Annotated in this window: 15 protein-coding genes and 1 pseudogene; 2 read left to right on the top strand and 14 right to left on the bottom strand. The window is 41.6% G+C overall.

Features of this window, described 5'->3' with window-relative positions; translation table 11 throughout:
* Nucleotides 1-94: 94 nt before the first annotated feature.
* From B5J93_RS02970 to B5J93_RS02920, 11 genes are all read right to left on the bottom strand, one after another.
* Nucleotides 95-862 (bottom strand): ABC transporter permease, encoded by a 768-nt coding sequence (locus B5J93_RS02970; protein ID WP_079324468.1) that lies wholly within the window; start codon nt 860-862, stop codon nt 95-97.
* A 35-nt stretch (nt 863-897) separates the two neighbouring features.
* Nucleotides 898-2,304 (bottom strand): DNA repair protein RadA, encoded by a 1,407-nt coding sequence (gene radA, locus B5J93_RS02965; protein WP_079324466.1) that lies wholly within the window; start codon nt 2,302-2,304, stop codon nt 898-900.
* Nucleotides 2,304-2,852 carry a hypothetical protein gene (locus tag B5J93_RS02960; protein ID WP_147285784.1) on the bottom strand — a complete coding sequence of 183 codons (549 nt, stop codon included), beginning with the start codon at nt 2,850-2,852 and terminating at the stop codon, nt 2,304-2,306. The genes radA and B5J93_RS02960 overlap by 1 nt, the downstream gene beginning before the upstream one ends.
* Complete coding sequence (locus B5J93_RS02955) at nt 2,842-4,284, bottom strand: AAA family ATPase (RefSeq protein ID WP_079324462.1); 1,443 nt, start codon at nt 4,282-4,284, stop codon at nt 2,842-2,844. The genes B5J93_RS02960 and B5J93_RS02955 overlap by 11 nt, the downstream gene beginning before the upstream one ends.
* 157 nt (nt 4,285-4,441) lie before the next feature.
* Complete coding sequence (locus tag B5J93_RS02950; protein WP_079324460.1) at nt 4,442-5,215, bottom strand: ABC transporter permease; 774 nt, start codon at nt 5,213-5,215, stop codon at nt 4,442-4,444.
* A 3-nt stretch (nt 5,216-5,218) separates the two neighbouring features.
* A complete protein-coding gene (locus tag B5J93_RS02945; RefSeq protein WP_079324458.1) occupies nt 5,219-5,890 on the bottom strand; it encodes an ABC transporter ATP-binding protein in 672 nt (223 codons plus the stop codon).
* Between the two features lie 122 nt (nt 5,891-6,012).
* On the bottom strand, nt 6,013-7,047 hold the full coding sequence (gene ppk2, locus B5J93_RS02940) for a polyphosphate kinase 2 (RefSeq protein ID WP_079324456.1): 1,035 nt from the start codon (nt 7,045-7,047) through the stop codon (nt 6,013-6,015).
* A gap of 90 nt (nt 7,048-7,137) precedes the next feature.
* Nucleotides 7,138-7,701 carry a hypothetical protein gene (locus B5J93_RS02935; protein ID WP_079324454.1) on the bottom strand — a complete coding sequence of 188 codons (564 nt, stop codon included), beginning with the start codon at nt 7,699-7,701 and terminating at the stop codon, nt 7,138-7,140.
* A gap of 71 nt (nt 7,702-7,772) precedes the next feature.
* Nucleotides 7,773-11,720, bottom strand: coding sequence for an AAA family ATPase (locus B5J93_RS02930; RefSeq protein ID WP_079324452.1), 3,948 nt, complete (start codon nt 11,718-11,720; stop codon nt 7,773-7,775).
* 112 nt (nt 11,721-11,832) lie between these two features.
* On the bottom strand, nt 11,833-13,197 hold the full coding sequence (locus B5J93_RS02925) for an exonuclease SbcCD subunit D C-terminal domain-containing protein (RefSeq protein ID WP_079324450.1): 1,365 nt from the start codon (nt 13,195-13,197) through the stop codon (nt 11,833-11,835).
* 116 nt (nt 13,198-13,313) lie between these two features.
* Nucleotides 13,314-13,643 (bottom strand): YbeD family protein, encoded by a 330-nt coding sequence (locus tag B5J93_RS02920; RefSeq protein ID WP_051226110.1) that lies wholly within the window; start codon nt 13,641-13,643, stop codon nt 13,314-13,316.
* A 131-nt stretch (nt 13,644-13,774) separates the two neighbouring features.
* Between B5J93_RS02920 and B5J93_RS02915 the strand changes: the two genes are divergently transcribed.
* On the top strand, nt 13,775-14,098 hold the full coding sequence (locus B5J93_RS02915) for an IS630 transposase-related protein (RefSeq protein WP_079324448.1): 324 nt from the start codon (nt 13,775-13,777) through the stop codon (nt 14,096-14,098).
* 26 nt (nt 14,099-14,124) lie between these two features.
* Nucleotides 14,125-14,271 carry a transposase gene (locus tag B5J93_RS02910; protein WP_228144849.1) on the top strand — a complete coding sequence of 49 codons (147 nt, stop codon included), beginning with the start codon at nt 14,125-14,127 and terminating at the stop codon, nt 14,269-14,271.
* Nucleotides 14,272-14,478: 207 nt separating this feature from the next.
* On the opposite strand, the gene B5J93_RS02905 is transcribed toward B5J93_RS02910, so the two are convergent.
* From B5J93_RS02905 to B5J93_RS02895, 3 genes and pseudogenes are all read right to left on the bottom strand, one after another.
* The gene (locus B5J93_RS02905; RefSeq protein ID WP_079324446.1) at nt 14,479-14,760 is read right to left on the bottom strand and encodes a hypothetical protein; all 282 of its coding nucleotides are present in this window, start codon (nt 14,758-14,760) and stop codon (nt 14,479-14,481) included.
* 219 nt (nt 14,761-14,979) lie between these two features.
* Nucleotides 14,980-15,801 (bottom strand): class I SAM-dependent methyltransferase, encoded by an 822-nt coding sequence (locus tag B5J93_RS02900; RefSeq protein WP_079324444.1) that lies wholly within the window; start codon nt 15,799-15,801, stop codon nt 14,980-14,982.
* Nucleotides 15,802-15,945: 144 nt separating this feature from the next.
* Nucleotides 15,946-16,164, bottom strand: a pseudogene (locus tag B5J93_RS02895) (transposase); the annotation flags it as partial.
* Nucleotides 16,165-16,236 lie beyond the last annotated feature (72 nt).

Here is a 16,236-nt window from a genome sequence, read left to right as displayed (position 1 = left end):
TACAAAGGTGCGTATTACGCGTCTTTTAAATAAAACAATATATTGATGTGTACCACACACCCTGTTTCTTATTTTTACAATTTAATTTAAACAATCATTTTAAATACTGATATTTTAATACCTGCCTTTCAATTAATTTAATACTTGCCAATAATACAAGCGTCAAAAAACTGATAAAAAATATCACCGCAAACATATTATCCAGCTCATACGATTTTCGCACACGGGTCATATAGACCCCAAGCCCATGATAACCGCCAAGCCATTCTGCCACCACTGCCGAGATAAGAGCATACGACAACGCCACTTTTAATCCTGTAAAAAAATACCCCATGGCGGACGGTATTTTTAGATGGCGGTAAGTTTGATAATGATTTGCTTTTAATGAACGAAAGAGATTTAATTGCTCTTTTTGTACCGAATTATAACCGTCCACAAGTGCAATCGTCATCGGAAAAAATACCGACAACACCACCAGCACCACTTTTGGCAATATGCCATAGCCAAGCCAAATCACAAGTAAAGGGGCAATGGCAATGGTAGGAATGGTTTGATTTAATAATAAAATTGGATAGACCATTTGACGAAAGTTTTTGGAAAAATCCATTAAAATTGATAATAAAAAACTTAATATCAGCCCAATCACCGTTCCCAAAAATGCCGTAATCAGCGTATATTTGGCATGACTCATCAGCAAATAAAAATCATCAATAAATGCCTTAATGATTTGCATGGGCGATGGCAATAAATAATCAGGCAATAACCCAAATCCAATGACCAATTGCCAAATAATTAGCAATAGGATAATTAGGCTATATTGAATGCCATGGGCGGTAAGATTTTTTAAAAAAGATACTAGCATAGCTTTTATTTAGATTATTTAACTGCAAAAACCAATCACGCAAGCTCAAACGCCTTTATCAACGCATCATCTAGCCTATCCACCGCAATGATATTGATATTGGCAAAATTTTTATCGCCTGCTTTGGGGGCGTTGGCTTTGGGGATAATGGCGTGGGTAAAACCGTGCTTCATCGCTTCTTTTAGGCGTTCTTGACCATTTGGCACAGGGCGAATCTCCCCCGATAGCCCTACTTCGCCAAATACGCACAGCCGTGCAGGGAGCGGTTTTTCCTTAATGCTAGACGCACAGGCAATCAGCACCGCCAAATCCGAGCCTGTCTCCATGACCTTGACCCCGCCCACGACATTGACATACACGTCCTGACCACTCGTGTAGATACCGCCATGACGGTGCATGACCGCAAGGAGCATGGATAGGCGTTGATAATCAAGCCCCAACGCCATACGTCTGGGCTGACCTTGCGAATCGTCCACCAACGCTTGCACTTCCACAAGCAAAGGGCGTGTGCCTTCACGGCTGACCATGACCACCGACCCTGCAATAGGCTTGTCATATCGACTCAAAAAAATGGCGGACGGATTGGCAACTTCCTTTAAACCTGTATCAGTCATGCCAAAAATACCCAGTTCATTGACCGCCCCAAAACGGTTTTTGACCGCGCGAATCATTCTAAATCGGCTATCGGACTCGCCTTCAAAATACAGCACCGTATCCACCATGTGTTCTAGCACACGAGGCCCTGCCAACGCCCCTTCTTTGGTAACGTGTCCCACCAAAAAAAGTGCCGTGCCTGTCTGCTTGGCATAGCGTGTCAAGACGGTGGCGGATTCGCGGATTTGGGCAACACCCCCTGGGGCGGACTGTATGGCTTCGGTAAAGAGCGTCTGAATGGAGTCAATGACGGCAATGGCAGGCTGTTCGGCGGTCAGAGCCATGCAAATGGTCTCAACATTGGTCTCGGCAAGCACCCTTAGGCGGTCGGTCGGCAGCCCTAGTCGCACCGCACGCATGGCAACCTGCGACAGGCTCTCTTCGCCTGTGATATATAGAGCCGAGCCAGCCAGCGAGTCGCTACTTGCCATGTTGATGGCGGTTTGCAAAAGGATTGTGGATTTGCCGATACCTGGGTCGCCCCCAATCAGCACCACCGAGCCTGCTACAAGCCCACCGCCAAGCACACGGTCAAACTCGCCCAAGCCTGTGGGCATACGAGTTTCTAGCGAAAAGCCGACATTGGCAAGGGTCATGACCCCTGAGCTGTCGCCTGCATAGTTGGCGGTTTTTGGGGTGGATTTGGCGGTGTTTTTTTTGTGGTGGGGCATGGCGACATTGGGGGCTTCGGTGAGCGTGTTCCATTCGCCACAGTCGGCACATTGCCCTGACCATTTGCCGTAATTGGCTCCGCAGGATTGGCAGACGTAAGAGGATTTTTTTGCCATTACAAATCCTTTGTTCTTAAAATTTGAATTTCACCAGTTAGGTTTCTTAATTTTTGCTTTAAAAAAATATCTAAAAAATTAAAATACTTAGGGTCAGTTTCATTTTTTAATACAATCATTAGGCTATATTGAAAATCGGTATTTTGATTATTTAGCCTAAGCAATCGCTCATAGCAAGCAATGCTACTGATAAATTTCCCTTTAAACTCTTCAATGACTTCAAGCCATAATTTTTTCTTAATCATCTTTAAATCCGCATTATTTTCTTTAAGGAATTTAATAATATCAGAAGTCTTAATGTCTAACAATAAAGAAATATCTAAACACTCTTTTATTTCATTAGATAAATCAGTAAATTCAATTAAATAAACTTTGTCATTGTGAATTTTAACATAATCAACCTTTTTAAAAGCATTAATGTCGTTAAAACCCAGTTTTTTCATTAAATCATTGTCATCAAACAAAAAAGCGGTTTTATTAGATTTTTCAGTCTTGCCGTTTCTATCTACATCATGTTGCATGGTACATTTAGATAACTCAATCATCAAAAAACCCACCTTTTTTTGCAAAAGTCATCATTGCATAAGGCTCTAATAGCTTTTTAGATATCAGATTAAATTTTCCGATAGTTTGAACGTCATAGTCATCAAATTGAGTTAGTTGCCCGTTTTTTTCAAAATAGTTTGCCGACACAAAACTTTCATCATGATTTCTTTCTTGACTGATAACATCCAATGCCTTTAACATATCTGAACTGTGCGTGGTAATGACGACAAACACACCATTTTCTGCCAATTTAACCAAAATATCCGCCAAAACCGCTTGCCATTCTGGGTGTAGATTACTTTCAGGTTCATCAATAAAAATAAACGAGCCTTTATTGATGATATTTTTGTTTAAAACCGCCTGAATAACACCCAAATTTGTCATGCCAAACGAGATAAGATTTTTGTTAATGGTTTGCCCTGTATTGGTTTCAAAAGACAAATCATGACTGTCGGTTTTAAACTTACCATTTAAATAATTTTGTAAGTCATTGGCACATTGTTCAACAAACTTGGGTCTTTCACCATGTTTAAAATCAGCAAATACCAATTCTCTTAAATCTAAAAAATGCTTTGGAATGCCTGTCAAACGTTCGTCATTTATCATACTAGATAAGTAAAAAACCTTTAATCTTTCAGTGTTATTTAGTAAATCCTTTGATAATCGCCAATATGTGGGGCTTTCAAAAAAAACTAAACGGTCAATATTTAAAATATTATTTTTTTTAACATCATGGTTAATTTTTATTTCATTTTCAACAATCTCAATTTCAATCATATTTTTTATTTTAAATAATAATTTTTTTTCTCCATTTTTAATAATTTGATTTAATTTTGATATTTGAAAATTTGATTTTATTTCATCAGAAAGATAAATTTTACAAGCTTTTTCTTGATGATATTCAACATCTGAAATTACAGAAATAAAATCTTCTAAAAATGATCTAAAAATCCATAAATTGATAAATTCATTTTGTTTATGGGACTGTCTTATTTGTTTAGGATTTTTTACCTCATTATCCGACAAAGAGCTTTGTAATTCATCTGTTATTTCTTTGACTTCTTCGTTGTAATCATTTAAAACTATTTCTAAATTATTTATAATATCGTTATTGAAAATAGAACGGTAGGAGAATTGTTCATCATTTAAGATGTTTTGTAAGTCATCTAAAAAAAGTTTAATTTTTTTTAATGATGGATATTTTTCTCTTAGGGTGCTATCCAAACCTTTAAAAGCTGACAAAACTTGCTCAATGTTATCATTTAAATAGACTCTATAAGTATCCCTCATCAAAACATTTAATACCGAATATAAAAACTTGGTAACAAAACTTTTACCTGTACCATTTTCCCCTGCCAAAATGGTTAAGGGATTAATGGTAATTTGTGCTTTATCAATCGCACCTAAATTTTCAATATATAATTCAAAGTTCATGTTATGTTTCCAAAAAATATAAAATATAACGCTAAATTATAGCCTTTGCTATAAATTTTGTCAAAATTTAGAGGTTTATAGGGTTTTTAATAAATAGAAGGGCATGGGGATTGAAAAAAGATGGAAGAATTATACTAAATGACTTACCGTGATTTCATCACTTCACCATAAACCGCCCACGCTCATCAAAAAACCGCCGAACCACCAGCACCGCCGACAGCGTACACGACAGCGTACTGCCCGCACAGATAAAAAACATGGTAACAATCTGATAGCGTACCGCCTGTGTGGGGTCAGCCCCTGCCAGTATTTGCCCTGTCATCATCCCTGGTAGGCTCACCAATCCGACCACGAGCATGGAATTGACGGTTGGGGTTAGGCCATTTAGCACCGCCGATTTGACAAGCTCATGCACTGCTTCAAAGGGGGTAGCCGACAGCGATAGGCGAGATTTGATAAGGGATTGCTTGTCGTGCATGGCGTTCACAAGTTCGTTGGTTGTTAAGGATATGGCGGTCAGAGAATTGCCCAAAATCAGCCCCAAAATCGGTATGATGTACTGGGGGCGATACCAAGGCGACACCTTTAAAATCAATATCATGGCAATCAGCGTAACCATGCCCGTGGCAACCGACAGCGAGATAATACTATCGGACAGTAAGCCCTTGTAGGGGCGTTTGACCCGACCTTTTGCCGAGACGCTTGCGATGAGTGTCATGATGGTTAAAATCGCAAGCACCTGCCACGCACTCTCCCGAGCGAACACCCACGCCAAAATCAGCCCAATCATGGACAACTGCACGACCGTCCGCACCCCTGCCATGATGAGCGTACCGACCAAGCCAAGTCGCAGGTATGCCGACACGCCTATCGTGATAAGCAGTAAGGTGCTGGCTAGGGCGATGTCGGTTAGGGTAAGTGTGATTGCCATAATTTACACCGCCAACACCCCATTCTCCATACGCCATAAATCCGCCCCCAACGCTTGTTGCTCGTTTGGCGTGTGTGTAACCCAAATCAAGGCTTTGGTATCATCATGCCAGTCTAGCACGAGTCTCATGAGCAAAAGTGCCGTCTCATCATCAAGGGCGGACGTGGTTTCATCAAATAGGGTGACCGTTGGGTTAAATTGCAACGTCCGCAAAAAACTCACGATTTGACGTTCGCCCCCTGACAGCTCATGGATTGATTGGTTGATAAAATTGTCATGTTTGCCAAGTGTGGCAAGTTTTTGTAAATGCCAACTTTTATCAATTTTTTTGTTTTGGTGGTATTTAAAACCAAAGGGGGCGGTTAGATTGTCAAGCACCGTGCCGTCCGATAGGCTAGGCGTTTGATGAAATAGGGCAACGGCAGAGCGGTAATCGGGTAGAGGGATTTGGCTAAGAGGTGTTAGTTTCCCATTTTTATTTAACATAATCCTATCAGTAATAGCACTATCCAAAGGCAACAAATCGGCTAGGGCTTGCAATAACACCGATTTACCAGAACCCGAACGACCGACCAGAGCGACTTTTTGCCCATGATGTAAGGCAAAAGACACGTTGTCAAGCAAGGTACGGTCTGGGGTGTGGTAGGATAGGGCGGTGGCGGTGAGTAGGGGCATGGTGCAGTGTGTTTGGGGTAGGATTTTATGATATGAGATTTGCCGATGGCATTACCCAAAAACCGCCTGCCCCTGATGGATTGATAAGTCTGATAAGTGGGGCAGATGGCTTGGTGCGGAGCTTATTTTTTGGTGGGTCGCTTGCTTACATCCTTATGCTCGTCAGTCTCGTACAACGCCCCTGCACGCCCCACGATGAGCGGGTCAATGTTGCCAATCTGTGAGTCGTCCTTGTCGGCATAGTCCAGCTTGTTTAGGACATAACGCATGGCGTTGAGTCTGGCGCGCTTTTTACAGTCGGATTTGATAACAATCCATGGCGATTCGCTCGTGTCGGTCTCAAAGAACATCGCTTCTTTGGCGATGGTGTAGTCGTCCCATTTGTCAAGGGACGCTTTGTCCACAGGCGAGAGTTTCCACTGTTTTAGCGGGTCATGCTCACGGCGAGAGAAACGCACTTTTTGCTCTTCACGGCTTACCGAGAACCAAAACTTGATGAGCGTAATGCCCGACTGGGTTAGGTGTTTTTCAAAGGCAGGCACTTGCTCCATAAAGGTGTGATATTCATCATCACTGCAAAAGCCCATGACACGCTCGACCACAGCACGGTTGTACCACGAACGGTCATACAGCACTATCTCGCCTGCGGTGGGTAGGGTCTGCACATAACGCTGAAAATACCATTGCCCACGTTCGGTCTCGGTCGGCTTTTCTAGGGCGACAACCCTAGCACCACGGGGGTTTAGGTGTTCCATAAAGCGTTTGATGGTACCGCCTTTACCGGCGGCGTCACGCCCTTCAAAAAGGATGACAATTTTTTGTCCTGTTTCTTTAACGTGGCGTTGTAGTTTTAGAAGTTCAATTTGTAATTTGTACTTTTGGGCTTCGTAGTTTTTACGGCTCATGCGATGCTTATAAGGATAACCGCCTTCACGCCAGTTGGGGGCAAGCTCGGTGTCTTTGGATTTGCTTGCACCCAGCTCGCCACTTAACTGATGGGCGACATTGGTGGTAGGCAAGTACTCTGCCAAGCGAATCCCAATTTGGGTCAAATCATCAGCACTGGCGTGTTCAACCAACTCTTCTAGGCGAGAGAGAGTGTCAGAGAATTCGTCACGAAATTTGGTAGCGGACTGCTTTTTTGGGGCGGTTGCCATGCGGACTCCTTGATAAAAATGTGGATTTGTTTTATATTAACATAGCGGTAATATTTTGGCAATATAATACGCCCCATTTGTTTTGGATTTTTAATGTCTATTAGAGGGTGATGTGGGGATTTTAACAGGGATTTTGTCTGTTATGCCATTAATTGTTACGCAGTGATTAATATTTGGGACTTCATCCTGCTTACAAATTAAAAATAAAGAATACATAAACTCATCTCCGAGTTTCTCCTGTTCATCACTTCCTTGGTAGTTAATCATTACATTAGAATTACCAGTACTAAAAATAGATACGGATAACCTTTGTTTACCAATACCCCATTTGTGTATTTCATTTCCATTGCCAAAATAAGATGACATAGGTGGCAGATTGTGTAAAATCTCTCTGTCAAAATCCTTACCCAAAATAGTATAAATATTCCCATTTTGTCTACCACCTAACTCAACCCTAATGGGGGTATTTTTATATAAAACATTAAACACAATTGAGTTATCATATCTTTCTTTATTGATGCTGGTGTCATCAGGTAGACAAGCACCTAATTCAAAAAAATGATAAAATATATTTGGTGGTTTGCAAATAGATGAAAGGGCGATTTCGCTATATGTAAGTATGAAAATAGCGAAGATAAATTTCTTGAAATTCATAATGGTAACACCAATGTTATAAATTATTTGGTAATATAATAACTAAAATCATTCACCAAATCATACCACACCTAACTCACGCCCGAACCTAATAATCTACTTTCGCCATTAGCGATTTTTTTGACGTGGATTTGGGTGGGAATGCGTTCTTTTAATGATTGGACGTGTGAGATAATGCCTATCATCTTACCCGTATCTTTTAATGATGATAATACCGATAACGCAATGTCCAATATCTCATCATCTAATGTGCCAAAGCCTTCATCCAAAAACAATGAGTTAATGCTGACATTCTCACTACTCATTTGTGATAAGCCCATTGCCAGTGCCAATGACACAATAAAGCTCTCGCCCCCTGAGAGATTTTTGGTGCTACGAATCTCACTGCCTTGGGCAGTGTCGATGACATTTATCTCTAATAGGCTTTTGTTTATCTTATCATCGCCATGAGTTAGGACATAGCGACTGTCCATTTTGCTAAGGACATCATTGGCGTGATGGAGCATAAGCTCCAAGGTCAGTCCTTGGACGAAGTTGCGGTATTTAATGCCTTCTTTGGAGCCGATGAGTTCATCGAGCTTTGCCCATACGACCAAATCCTGCTGTTTTTGACTGATTAAATTCATCAAAGAGCCGTGCTTTTCTCTGTTGTTCTTGGCATTCATAAATAGCTGTTTTTGCTCACCAAAGGCGGTCAGCTGTTCATAATGACGGCTTTGTAATTGCTCTTTATATTGTTTTAATTCATCCAATGTCATATTTTTCGATTTGTCATTTGTTGTATTGGATTCATGTTGTTTCTCCATGTCTTTTAAAATATCCGCCAAAACTTTATCATCAGGTTTGGCGGTCATGATGTCATCTAGCTTATGTTCCCAATAGTTAAGATTATCACGGGCTTGTTTTAAGGCATAATGTAGATTTTGCTCGGTTTGCCCTAATGCCAAGCGTTCATCATTATCCATACATGCCGATAAAAATTCATCGGTGTCTTTAAAGCCTTTGTCTGTTAGTGATTCATTAAAATTATGTTGTAATTCATCAATGTGCTTATCAAGCGTGGCAATGTGGCTTTGATGATGGCTGATTTTTTCATTTAGACTTAATAAGGCTTGCTGGGACTTTTGATGGCTCTCTTGGCTGTCATGAAATGCCCGCTCGCTCTCATCTATCGCTTGGCGTAGCATGGCTTCTTTGTCATCGACATTATCCGTGCCAAACAGTGCTTCACGCTCTGATATATGGCTGTCGTGGTGCTGGGTTAGGGATATTTTTTCTTGCTCTAATTCATGCAGTTTTTCTTGATGGTTATTTAATTGTTTGGTTTGATTGGTCAGATGAATTTGAATGTGGCTTAGCTCGGATTCTAATTGCTGTTTTTGGGCGTGGTAATTGTCATGGTCTTGGCTGATTTGGGTTAGCTCGCCAATATGCTGATGAATATTTGCTAATAATGATGTGTGGCTGTCATTATTGTTGTTATTAATATCATTAATAACATTAATAACATTAATAACATTATCCATGTTTATATCCATGCCTTTTTGATATCGCCCTAATTTGGCAGTGATGGCATGGATAAGCTCATGAATGCTTTGTTCATAATCAGCGATGGCGGATTTGGTGTCTTGTGTTTGTTCTGTGATGATTTCGATGTGATTTTTTAGGGCTTTACCGTCTTGAGTGATGATGTCAAGATTTTGGCGTAAGTTATTTAGCTCTTGGTTTTTTTGGGTAAAAGCGTGCTGTAATGTATGATAGTTATCATAACTGCCAGTTAAATGGGCTAATGCCTGCTGAATGATGTCATTTAATGTATTAATGACTTCTTTTATCTTGGGTGAATTGTCATCTAATGCCATGGGTAATTCATGATGGACGTTTTTTATTATCTCTTGTGTGATGATGGTTTGATAATCACGGTTTATATTTGTGATGATTTCATTTTTTTGTGCTGTTAATGTTTGTCGTTGCTCGCCATAATACACTTTTGCACTGGTGATATTGGCAAGTGTTTCTTTGTGAGCTTGCAGGTTTTCTTTATGTGTTTCTATTTTTTGGGTGGTGTGGGTGATGGCGGTTTTGGTGCCATCATCAATATCATGGATAAAGGGGTTGTTAAGGGCATACGGGTGTGTTAATGAACCACACAGCGGACAGGGTTCATTATCGGTCAGTTTGGCATGATGTTCTTTTAGGGCGATGAGCTGTTGCTGGGTGTCATAATGCTGTTGTAGGGCGGTTAGGGTGATTTGCTCTTGGGTAATTTGCTCGTTTAGGGCAGAAATGGCAGATAGGACGGTTTGCTCTTGCTCGGCATTGTCATGCAGGCGAGTGCTTAGTTCATGAAGTTGTCCATTTAACTGTCTGTGGCTCTCTGCATGCTGGCTAAGGGCATAAGTCAAATGCGACAGCTCTTTGATGTGATGAATCTTATCTTGAAAATGCGTGCCATAATACGCCAATTTGTCATTATCAATATCAGATAACATGAGCGATGTCTGTAATAGCTCGCTGATTTGTCCGATAAGGGCTTGATGGTCATGCTCACTTTGGGCTAACTGCTCTTTTTGGGTCCGCAGTTCGTCTCGTTTGTCATTGATTTGTTGATTTTTGTGGCTTAGCTCATCGGTTTGGGCGTGTAGTTTTTGGGTGTACTGACGAAGCTGTGCCAAAGTCGTACCAAGCTCACGTTCATGACCTGACAGCACGCCCACATCTTGCTTGATGTCGGGATAGTGTGCCATGTGCTCATGGCGGTCATTGATGGTGTGTAGCGTGGTTTGGTGCTTATCCTGCTGACTGTGTAGTTCTGATATCGCCTGCTTGGCATTAGCTATCATCGTCTGCTCGTTCGTGATGGCGTGGCTGATTTTGTCGATTGCCGATTTGTCCTGAGCGATGATGTTATCTAGCGTTCGCACTTGTTTGAACAGGGGTAGGGCTTGTTCATACTGGGTTTTGTGGGCGGTCAGGGTACCATGATGGCTGTCCTTTTGTGCTTGTCGGGTTTGCTGTTCTTGTACTAGCTCGGGTAGGGCGTTTTGTAGTTCGGCTAGGGCGGTGTGGGTGTGAGTTAGCGTGTGGTACTCACGCGTGAGTTCTTGGTAGATGGGCGATAGCTCATGAGCCAGATTATCAAGGCGTAAGCGAATCGCCGACTTGTCAAAGGCCTGGATGTCTGTCTGGGCGGTCACAATGTCCGCTTGGTGCTTGGTGATATGGGCTTGGGCTTGGGTTTGGTCTTGGTGCCAGCCGATGATGGTATCTAGGTGTTGCAGGCTTGTTTGGGTGTCACGAAGACGGGCGTCATCATCGCTGATACGTCGCTCCAAGGCGGAGAAATGCTCATCATCCATGACATTGATGTCGCCTACTTTTTGCTCTAATTGGTGTAGCTCTTCCTTTTTTTGCTTATGCACGTCAAAGGCTTTTTGGCTGATTTTGGCGTAGATGTACGTGCCAGTGATTTGTTCTAGGATTTCGCCTTTTTCGTTGGCTTCGGCTTTTAAAAAGGCGGAAAAATTGCCTTGGGCAAGCATGACCGAACGGGTAAACTGCTCAAAGTTCATGTGCATGATTTCTATGGCTTTTTTGTCGCACACGCTCGGCTTGGTCTCGATGATGGTGCCGTCATCGGATGGGTAGGTCAGTAGGCTGATTTGGCGTTTGATGGGTTGTAATTTGCCGTCGGGCTTTTTGTTTGCTCGCCGTTGTTCAAAGCTGAACCGATAGAGCTTATCGCCTGTACTCTCATTCATGAGTAGCACCACTTCGCTGTGGCAGTCGTCTCTGTCCACGCTCATGAGTTCGTTTTGGGTGTTGCTGATGGTGCTAATCCTTGGCGTCTGTCCATAGATGGCAAGGCAGATGGCGTCTAGTATCGTGGTCTTGCCTGCCCCTGTCTGTCCTGTGATGGCAAACAGCCCGTCATTGACAAAGGCGTCATCGGTAAAATCAATGTGCCAGTTGCCTTTTAAAGAGTTAAGACTGCTAAATGATAAAGAAAGTATTTTCATGATATTTTGGATAAATAAATGGCAAAATAAATTGGTAAAATGACTTTAAAATAAATTGAGTAAAAAATCAGTCGGATAAAAATAAGTAAGATAAAAGCCAAGCCATACACCGTCAGTCCGCCTGCACGTCCTGCTCATGAATAACTTGGATGATGTGCTGATAGGCGACTTTTAGCTCATCTTTTTCATCATTGCTCACCGCTCTCCTGTCTAAAAGTCGCTCAAACACGTCCATGGTTGTGAGCTGTTTTAGGTTCTCGTCATGATGGGTGCTTTGTAGGACGTGCCTGCGTTGGGTGTTGTTTTGGATGTTTAGGGGTAGGACTTTGGTGTCTGTCAAAAAGGCTTTAATGTCTTTAGCAAAATTTGGCTCTAACGCCTGCCCATCATAGATAATCTCGGCATAGATGGTTTGGTTTTCGGCGATTAGGGGGCGTAAGGCGTGCTTAATGCTGTCGGTGTCGCCTTGTAGTCTCACTAGCTTGGTAAAGACGGGTACGGTCAGGGCATGAATGTGGGGCGTGTTCGCTGTGACGGGGTCAAAATCAACAATCAAGACCTCTTTGTCCTTACCAATCTCACCAAAGCCCATGGCAATCGGCGAGCCACAATAGCGAATGCGATCTTGTCCTGCAACCTTTTGCGGGGCATGGATGTGTCCTAGGGCGACATAGTTGATGTCATTGGCAAAAATACTGGCAGGCAGTTGCCCGAGTGTGCCGACAAAGGTCTCTTTTCGCATGCCGTCATCATCCGATGACACGCTCGCCCCTGCACTAAACAGATGACCGGTGGCGATGATGGGAATGGGGGGCTGGTTTGGGCTGGCTTGGTGTTTATCTCTTAGGGCGATGGCGTGTTCGGCAAGGCTTTGATAATGCTTGGCAATGCCTTGGGCGGTCTCGCTGTCTCGCTGTCCTGTCAGCTCAAAACTACCGCCTGTCCTGACATCTTTGTCACGCAGATAAGGCACGGCAAGGACGATGGCACGCACGATGTCTGAATTGATTTTTGAGTCGTCTTTTGGGTTGTCTTGTGATTTGTCTTTTAAATTATTTTTTAAGTCATCTTGTGGTTTGTCTTTTAATAACAGTATTTCATCATGGATGTCGGCGGTGGCTTGTCCGACGACTTGGACGTTCAGTGTTTTTAAAATGGCTTTGGGGGCGTCCAAAAAGGTGGGACTGTCGTGGTTGCCTGCGGTGATGATGACGTGCTGGCAGGGGCTTTTGGCGACTTTGCCCAAAAAGTCATAATACAGCTCTTGGGCTTTGTTACTGGGGGTGGCGGTGTCAAAGATGTCGCCTGCCACGATGAGTGCGTCCACGTCATGGGTACTGATGGCGGTGTGTAACCAGTTTAAAAAGGCTTCAAATTCATCATATCGAGTGTGGTTAAAAAGGCGTTTGCCGATGTGCCAGTCGGATGTGTGTAAAATGCGTAGGGCGGTTGGGGACTTGGGGGGTATGGTGTGCATGGTGGTTATTTCGATGAGTAAGACAAAAGCAAATGAGATAAATGGGCTGTGATGTTTTAAAGTTTATAAAAAAGACCAACTCTTGCGGGCGGTCTTTGGTAAATGTATGTAAATCGTCAGACAGCGGTTTTGACTGTTTTGGCTTTGTCAAGAGCGGTGTATAGGCGATTGACTTCATCGGCAGATGTTAGGTGTAGATTGACCCGCAGGGCGTGAAATCGTCCTGTCTTGGATGGGCGGACGACCATGCTGGCGGTGTCAAAATCAGGGAAAATCTCTGCCAAAATAAGCGTGACTTCATGGCGTAGGCTGTCATGCTCGCCTTCGTGTCCGATGATACTCATGGGGTAGTCCATGGGGAACTGCCACAGCTCGGGGTTTTGGATTTCGGTGCGTTTGGCGTTTACGGTGGGGGCGATATTTAGACTCGTAAGTTTGGTGGTCATGATAATAATAAATAGATGAATTTAGGAATAAATGGGGGTGGCGGTCGCTTTTTCAAGCGTAAAAATACACCCCACAAACCCCAAATATGCTACAATACCCTAACACTCATTAAACAGAGACTCTAAATACCATGACCTACTCCTTAGACTTTCGTAAAAAAGCTTTGGCACTCATCAATGACAAAGGCATGTCTTATCGCAAGGTAGCTTCTTTACTTAATGTCTCTACTCGTACCTTACAAAACTGGCAACAAAACATAGAGATTAAACCAACAAAAGACGTAAAGCCTAAAAAGATAGATGATGAAGCATTACTCAAAGATGTAGAAGACTACCCTTATGATTACCTGTATGAGCGAGCAAGACGATTTGGTTGTACTGACATGGGCATTTACAAAGCTTTAAAAAGATTGGGCATTACTCATAAAAAAATAAAAGAATCCAAAAGCTACTAAACAGGCATGGACATCGTTTATTGTTCTTGTCCCCTTACTCTCCTGACTTAAACCCCATTGAGTATCAATGGAGTCAAGCTAAGTCTTTAAGACAAGGTTGGATGACTGATGATCTAGATGAGCTGTTTTGGAACATGGGGGCGTGTGGTGATTTTGTGGTTTGGGGGGTGTAACTTAATAATACATTAAATTGATGAACACTTCTTTATTTTATTTGGTGTTGCGGTTGGGTTGTAAATTCAAGACATAAAAAGTTTCCTCTTTCCACAATTTGCCTGTATGTATATCGTAAATATGCACTGGGGTTAAATCGTTTTGCCCCAAATTGAATTGTTTAAAAATTTCGCCACATTGTTGATTTAAAACTTTTTTACCATAAGCTAAAAAAGATACTCTCCATCTTTAGGACAATTGGTGGTTTCCAACCATAAACTGCTTGGTAGAACACGAGATTTTTCAAAATAATCAGATGCTGATATTTCACAAATCCTGTTCCAATCTTCCTGATTTTTTTGTTTTAAAATCTGGCTATCGGGATTTTGAGTAATCTTAATTTCATTGAGCCGATAAGCATGATAATCAAATAAACCATCATAGCTTGACCCTATTGGATAAACTTTCATACGCACCAAATCAATGGATGCTGACCAAACTTTTTTCATATATACTCCAAAAATAAGATTGTAGGTTGGACTGAACCGCCGTTCCACCCAACATTTAAACCCAAGCCTTAATTTGTTGGGTTTCATAAACTCAACCCAACCTACGGGCTTGTAGGTGCGTATAACGCACCGTTTTGGACTTAGGCTTTGAAATGGTGGGTGTTACGCACCTTACGCCCAAAAACAAATTTGTAGCCTTTTTAGGTTGTTTGGGTATAGTTAATATAGCTCCAATTTGACAACTCTTTGATTAAAGTTTTTATAAAAATAAGGCAATTTATATAATAAATTAAAAGGAAAGGGACAGCGATTACCATAATAATCGCTCATATGGTATTCTTTGACAAAATGAATTTTGTGATGCCAGTGTTCAATATCCCGACTATTTAACATTGACCAAAGATATTCAGGTTGGTCTTTTGTTTTTGAGACGGCATCGGTTTTTTTGACATTACCGACACCTTTATAATACAACATATCAAAAACAACTTCAAGATGATTAAAATTATCACATAACAAATCAAAAAATTGACGCACCTTACTTTCATCAAAATACATCAGCACGCCCTCAACAATCACCAAAATTGGCAAATCTTTATTTTGAATATACGCCACCCATTCTTTATCAAGCATTGAAAAATCAAGCATATGCACATTGTCTTGGGGTGCGATTAGTTTGCTTCTATAAGCCATAGCCATTGACACATCAATATCATACCAAACAATATGGCTTGGACAACCAAGCCGATAAAATCTGGTATCCAGACCTGCACCAATTTGAATAATAATTGCCTGCGAATGTTTGTTAATAAAGGCAAGTGTCTCATCATCAATTAGTTTTGCTCGTGTGGCAATACCAACTTGTGAAAATGCTGACCGTTTAAATTTGTTAAAATCATAATCAATTTGTTGAATAAGCTCTAAGGCTTTTTCATCTTTGATGATGGGGTTTTTGTGCTGGCTTTCAATCGCTTTTGCCCACAATGTAATCAGCATCGTTTCAGGAATGCCTGCAAGCGTTAAAGTACTTTGTTGGTTCATTGTTTTTTCCTTATGTTGCGTCTGTATTAAAATCTTGGTCGTATTAGGATTCATATACTAAACAAAATGAGCAATGAATAATCCATATTTGTAGTATAGCATAGTTGCTAATCTACGTCAGCCCCATTTTTTACCCTTGAATCATCAAACTAACTGCAACACCTTTTGATAATAGACCTCATAAGGTGTTCGCCAATTTAAACATTTTCTAGGTCGCAGATTGAGTTTGGCGACCTTTGTTTGTATGTATTGATTGTCCCACTGGTTAATATCAGACCCTTTGGGGAAATATTCTCTTAATAACCCATTGGTGTTTTCATTGCTTCCTCTTTGCCAAGGCTGTCTTGGCGGTGGAAAGTAGATACACCCCACAAACCCCAAATATGCTACAATACCCTAACATTCATTAAATAGAGGGCATTGTTAAATCAAAAT

The sequence above is a fragment of the Moraxella equi genome, from assembly GCF_002027555.1.
Classification (GTDB): domain Bacteria; phylum Pseudomonadota; class Gammaproteobacteria; order Pseudomonadales; family Moraxellaceae; genus Moraxella; species Moraxella equi.
The sequence above is the reverse complement of the archived record's forward strand: the minus strand, read 5'-3'. Positions and strand labels throughout refer to the sequence as shown.

What these genes read in the sequence shown, in the direction of transcription:
- B5J93_RS02970 (WP_079324468.1), bottom strand. Translation starts at nt 862, where the DNA reads ATGCTAGTATCTTTTTTAAAAAATCTTACCGCCCATGGCATTCAATAT.
- B5J93_RS02935 (WP_079324454.1), bottom strand. Translation starts at nt 7,701, where the DNA reads ATGAATTTCAAGAAATTTATCTTCGCTATTTTCATACTTACATATAGC.
- B5J93_RS02955 (WP_079324462.1), bottom strand. Translation starts at nt 4,284, where the DNA reads ATGAACTTTGAATTATATATTGAAAATTTAGGTGCGATTGATAAAGCA.
- B5J93_RS02930 (WP_079324452.1), bottom strand. Translation starts at nt 11,720, where the DNA reads ATGAAAATACTTTCTTTATCATTTAGCAGTCTTAACTCTTTAAAAGGC.
- B5J93_RS02920 (WP_051226110.1), bottom strand. Translation starts at nt 13,643, where the DNA reads ATGACCACCAAACTTACGAGTCTAAATATCGCCCCCACCGTAAACGCC.
- B5J93_RS02915 (WP_079324448.1), top strand. Translation starts at nt 13,775, where the DNA reads ATGACCTACTCCTTAGACTTTCGTAAAAAAGCTTTGGCACTCATCAAT.
- B5J93_RS02945 (WP_079324458.1), bottom strand. Translation starts at nt 5,890, where the DNA reads ATGCCCCTACTCACCGCCACCGCCCTATCCTACCACACCCCAGACCGT.
- B5J93_RS02900 (WP_079324444.1), bottom strand. Translation starts at nt 15,801, where the DNA reads ATGAACCAACAAAGTACTTTAACGCTTGCAGGCATTCCTGAAACGATG.
- B5J93_RS02905 (WP_079324446.1), bottom strand. Translation starts at nt 14,760, where the DNA reads ATGAAAAAAGTTTGGTCAGCATCCATTGATTTGGTGCGTATGAAAGTT.
- B5J93_RS02950 (WP_079324460.1), bottom strand. Translation starts at nt 5,215, where the DNA reads ATGGCAATCACACTTACCCTAACCGACATCGCCCTAGCCAGCACCTTA.
- B5J93_RS02925 (WP_079324450.1), bottom strand. Translation starts at nt 13,197, where the DNA reads ATGCACACCATACCCCCCAAGTCCCCAACCGCCCTACGCATTTTACAC.
- ppk2 (WP_079324456.1), bottom strand. Translation starts at nt 7,047, where the DNA reads ATGGCAACCGCCCCAAAAAAGCAGTCCGCTACCAAATTTCGTGACGAA.
- radA (WP_079324466.1), bottom strand. Translation starts at nt 2,304, where the DNA reads ATGGCAAAAAAATCCTCTTACGTCTGCCAATCCTGCGGAGCCAATTAC.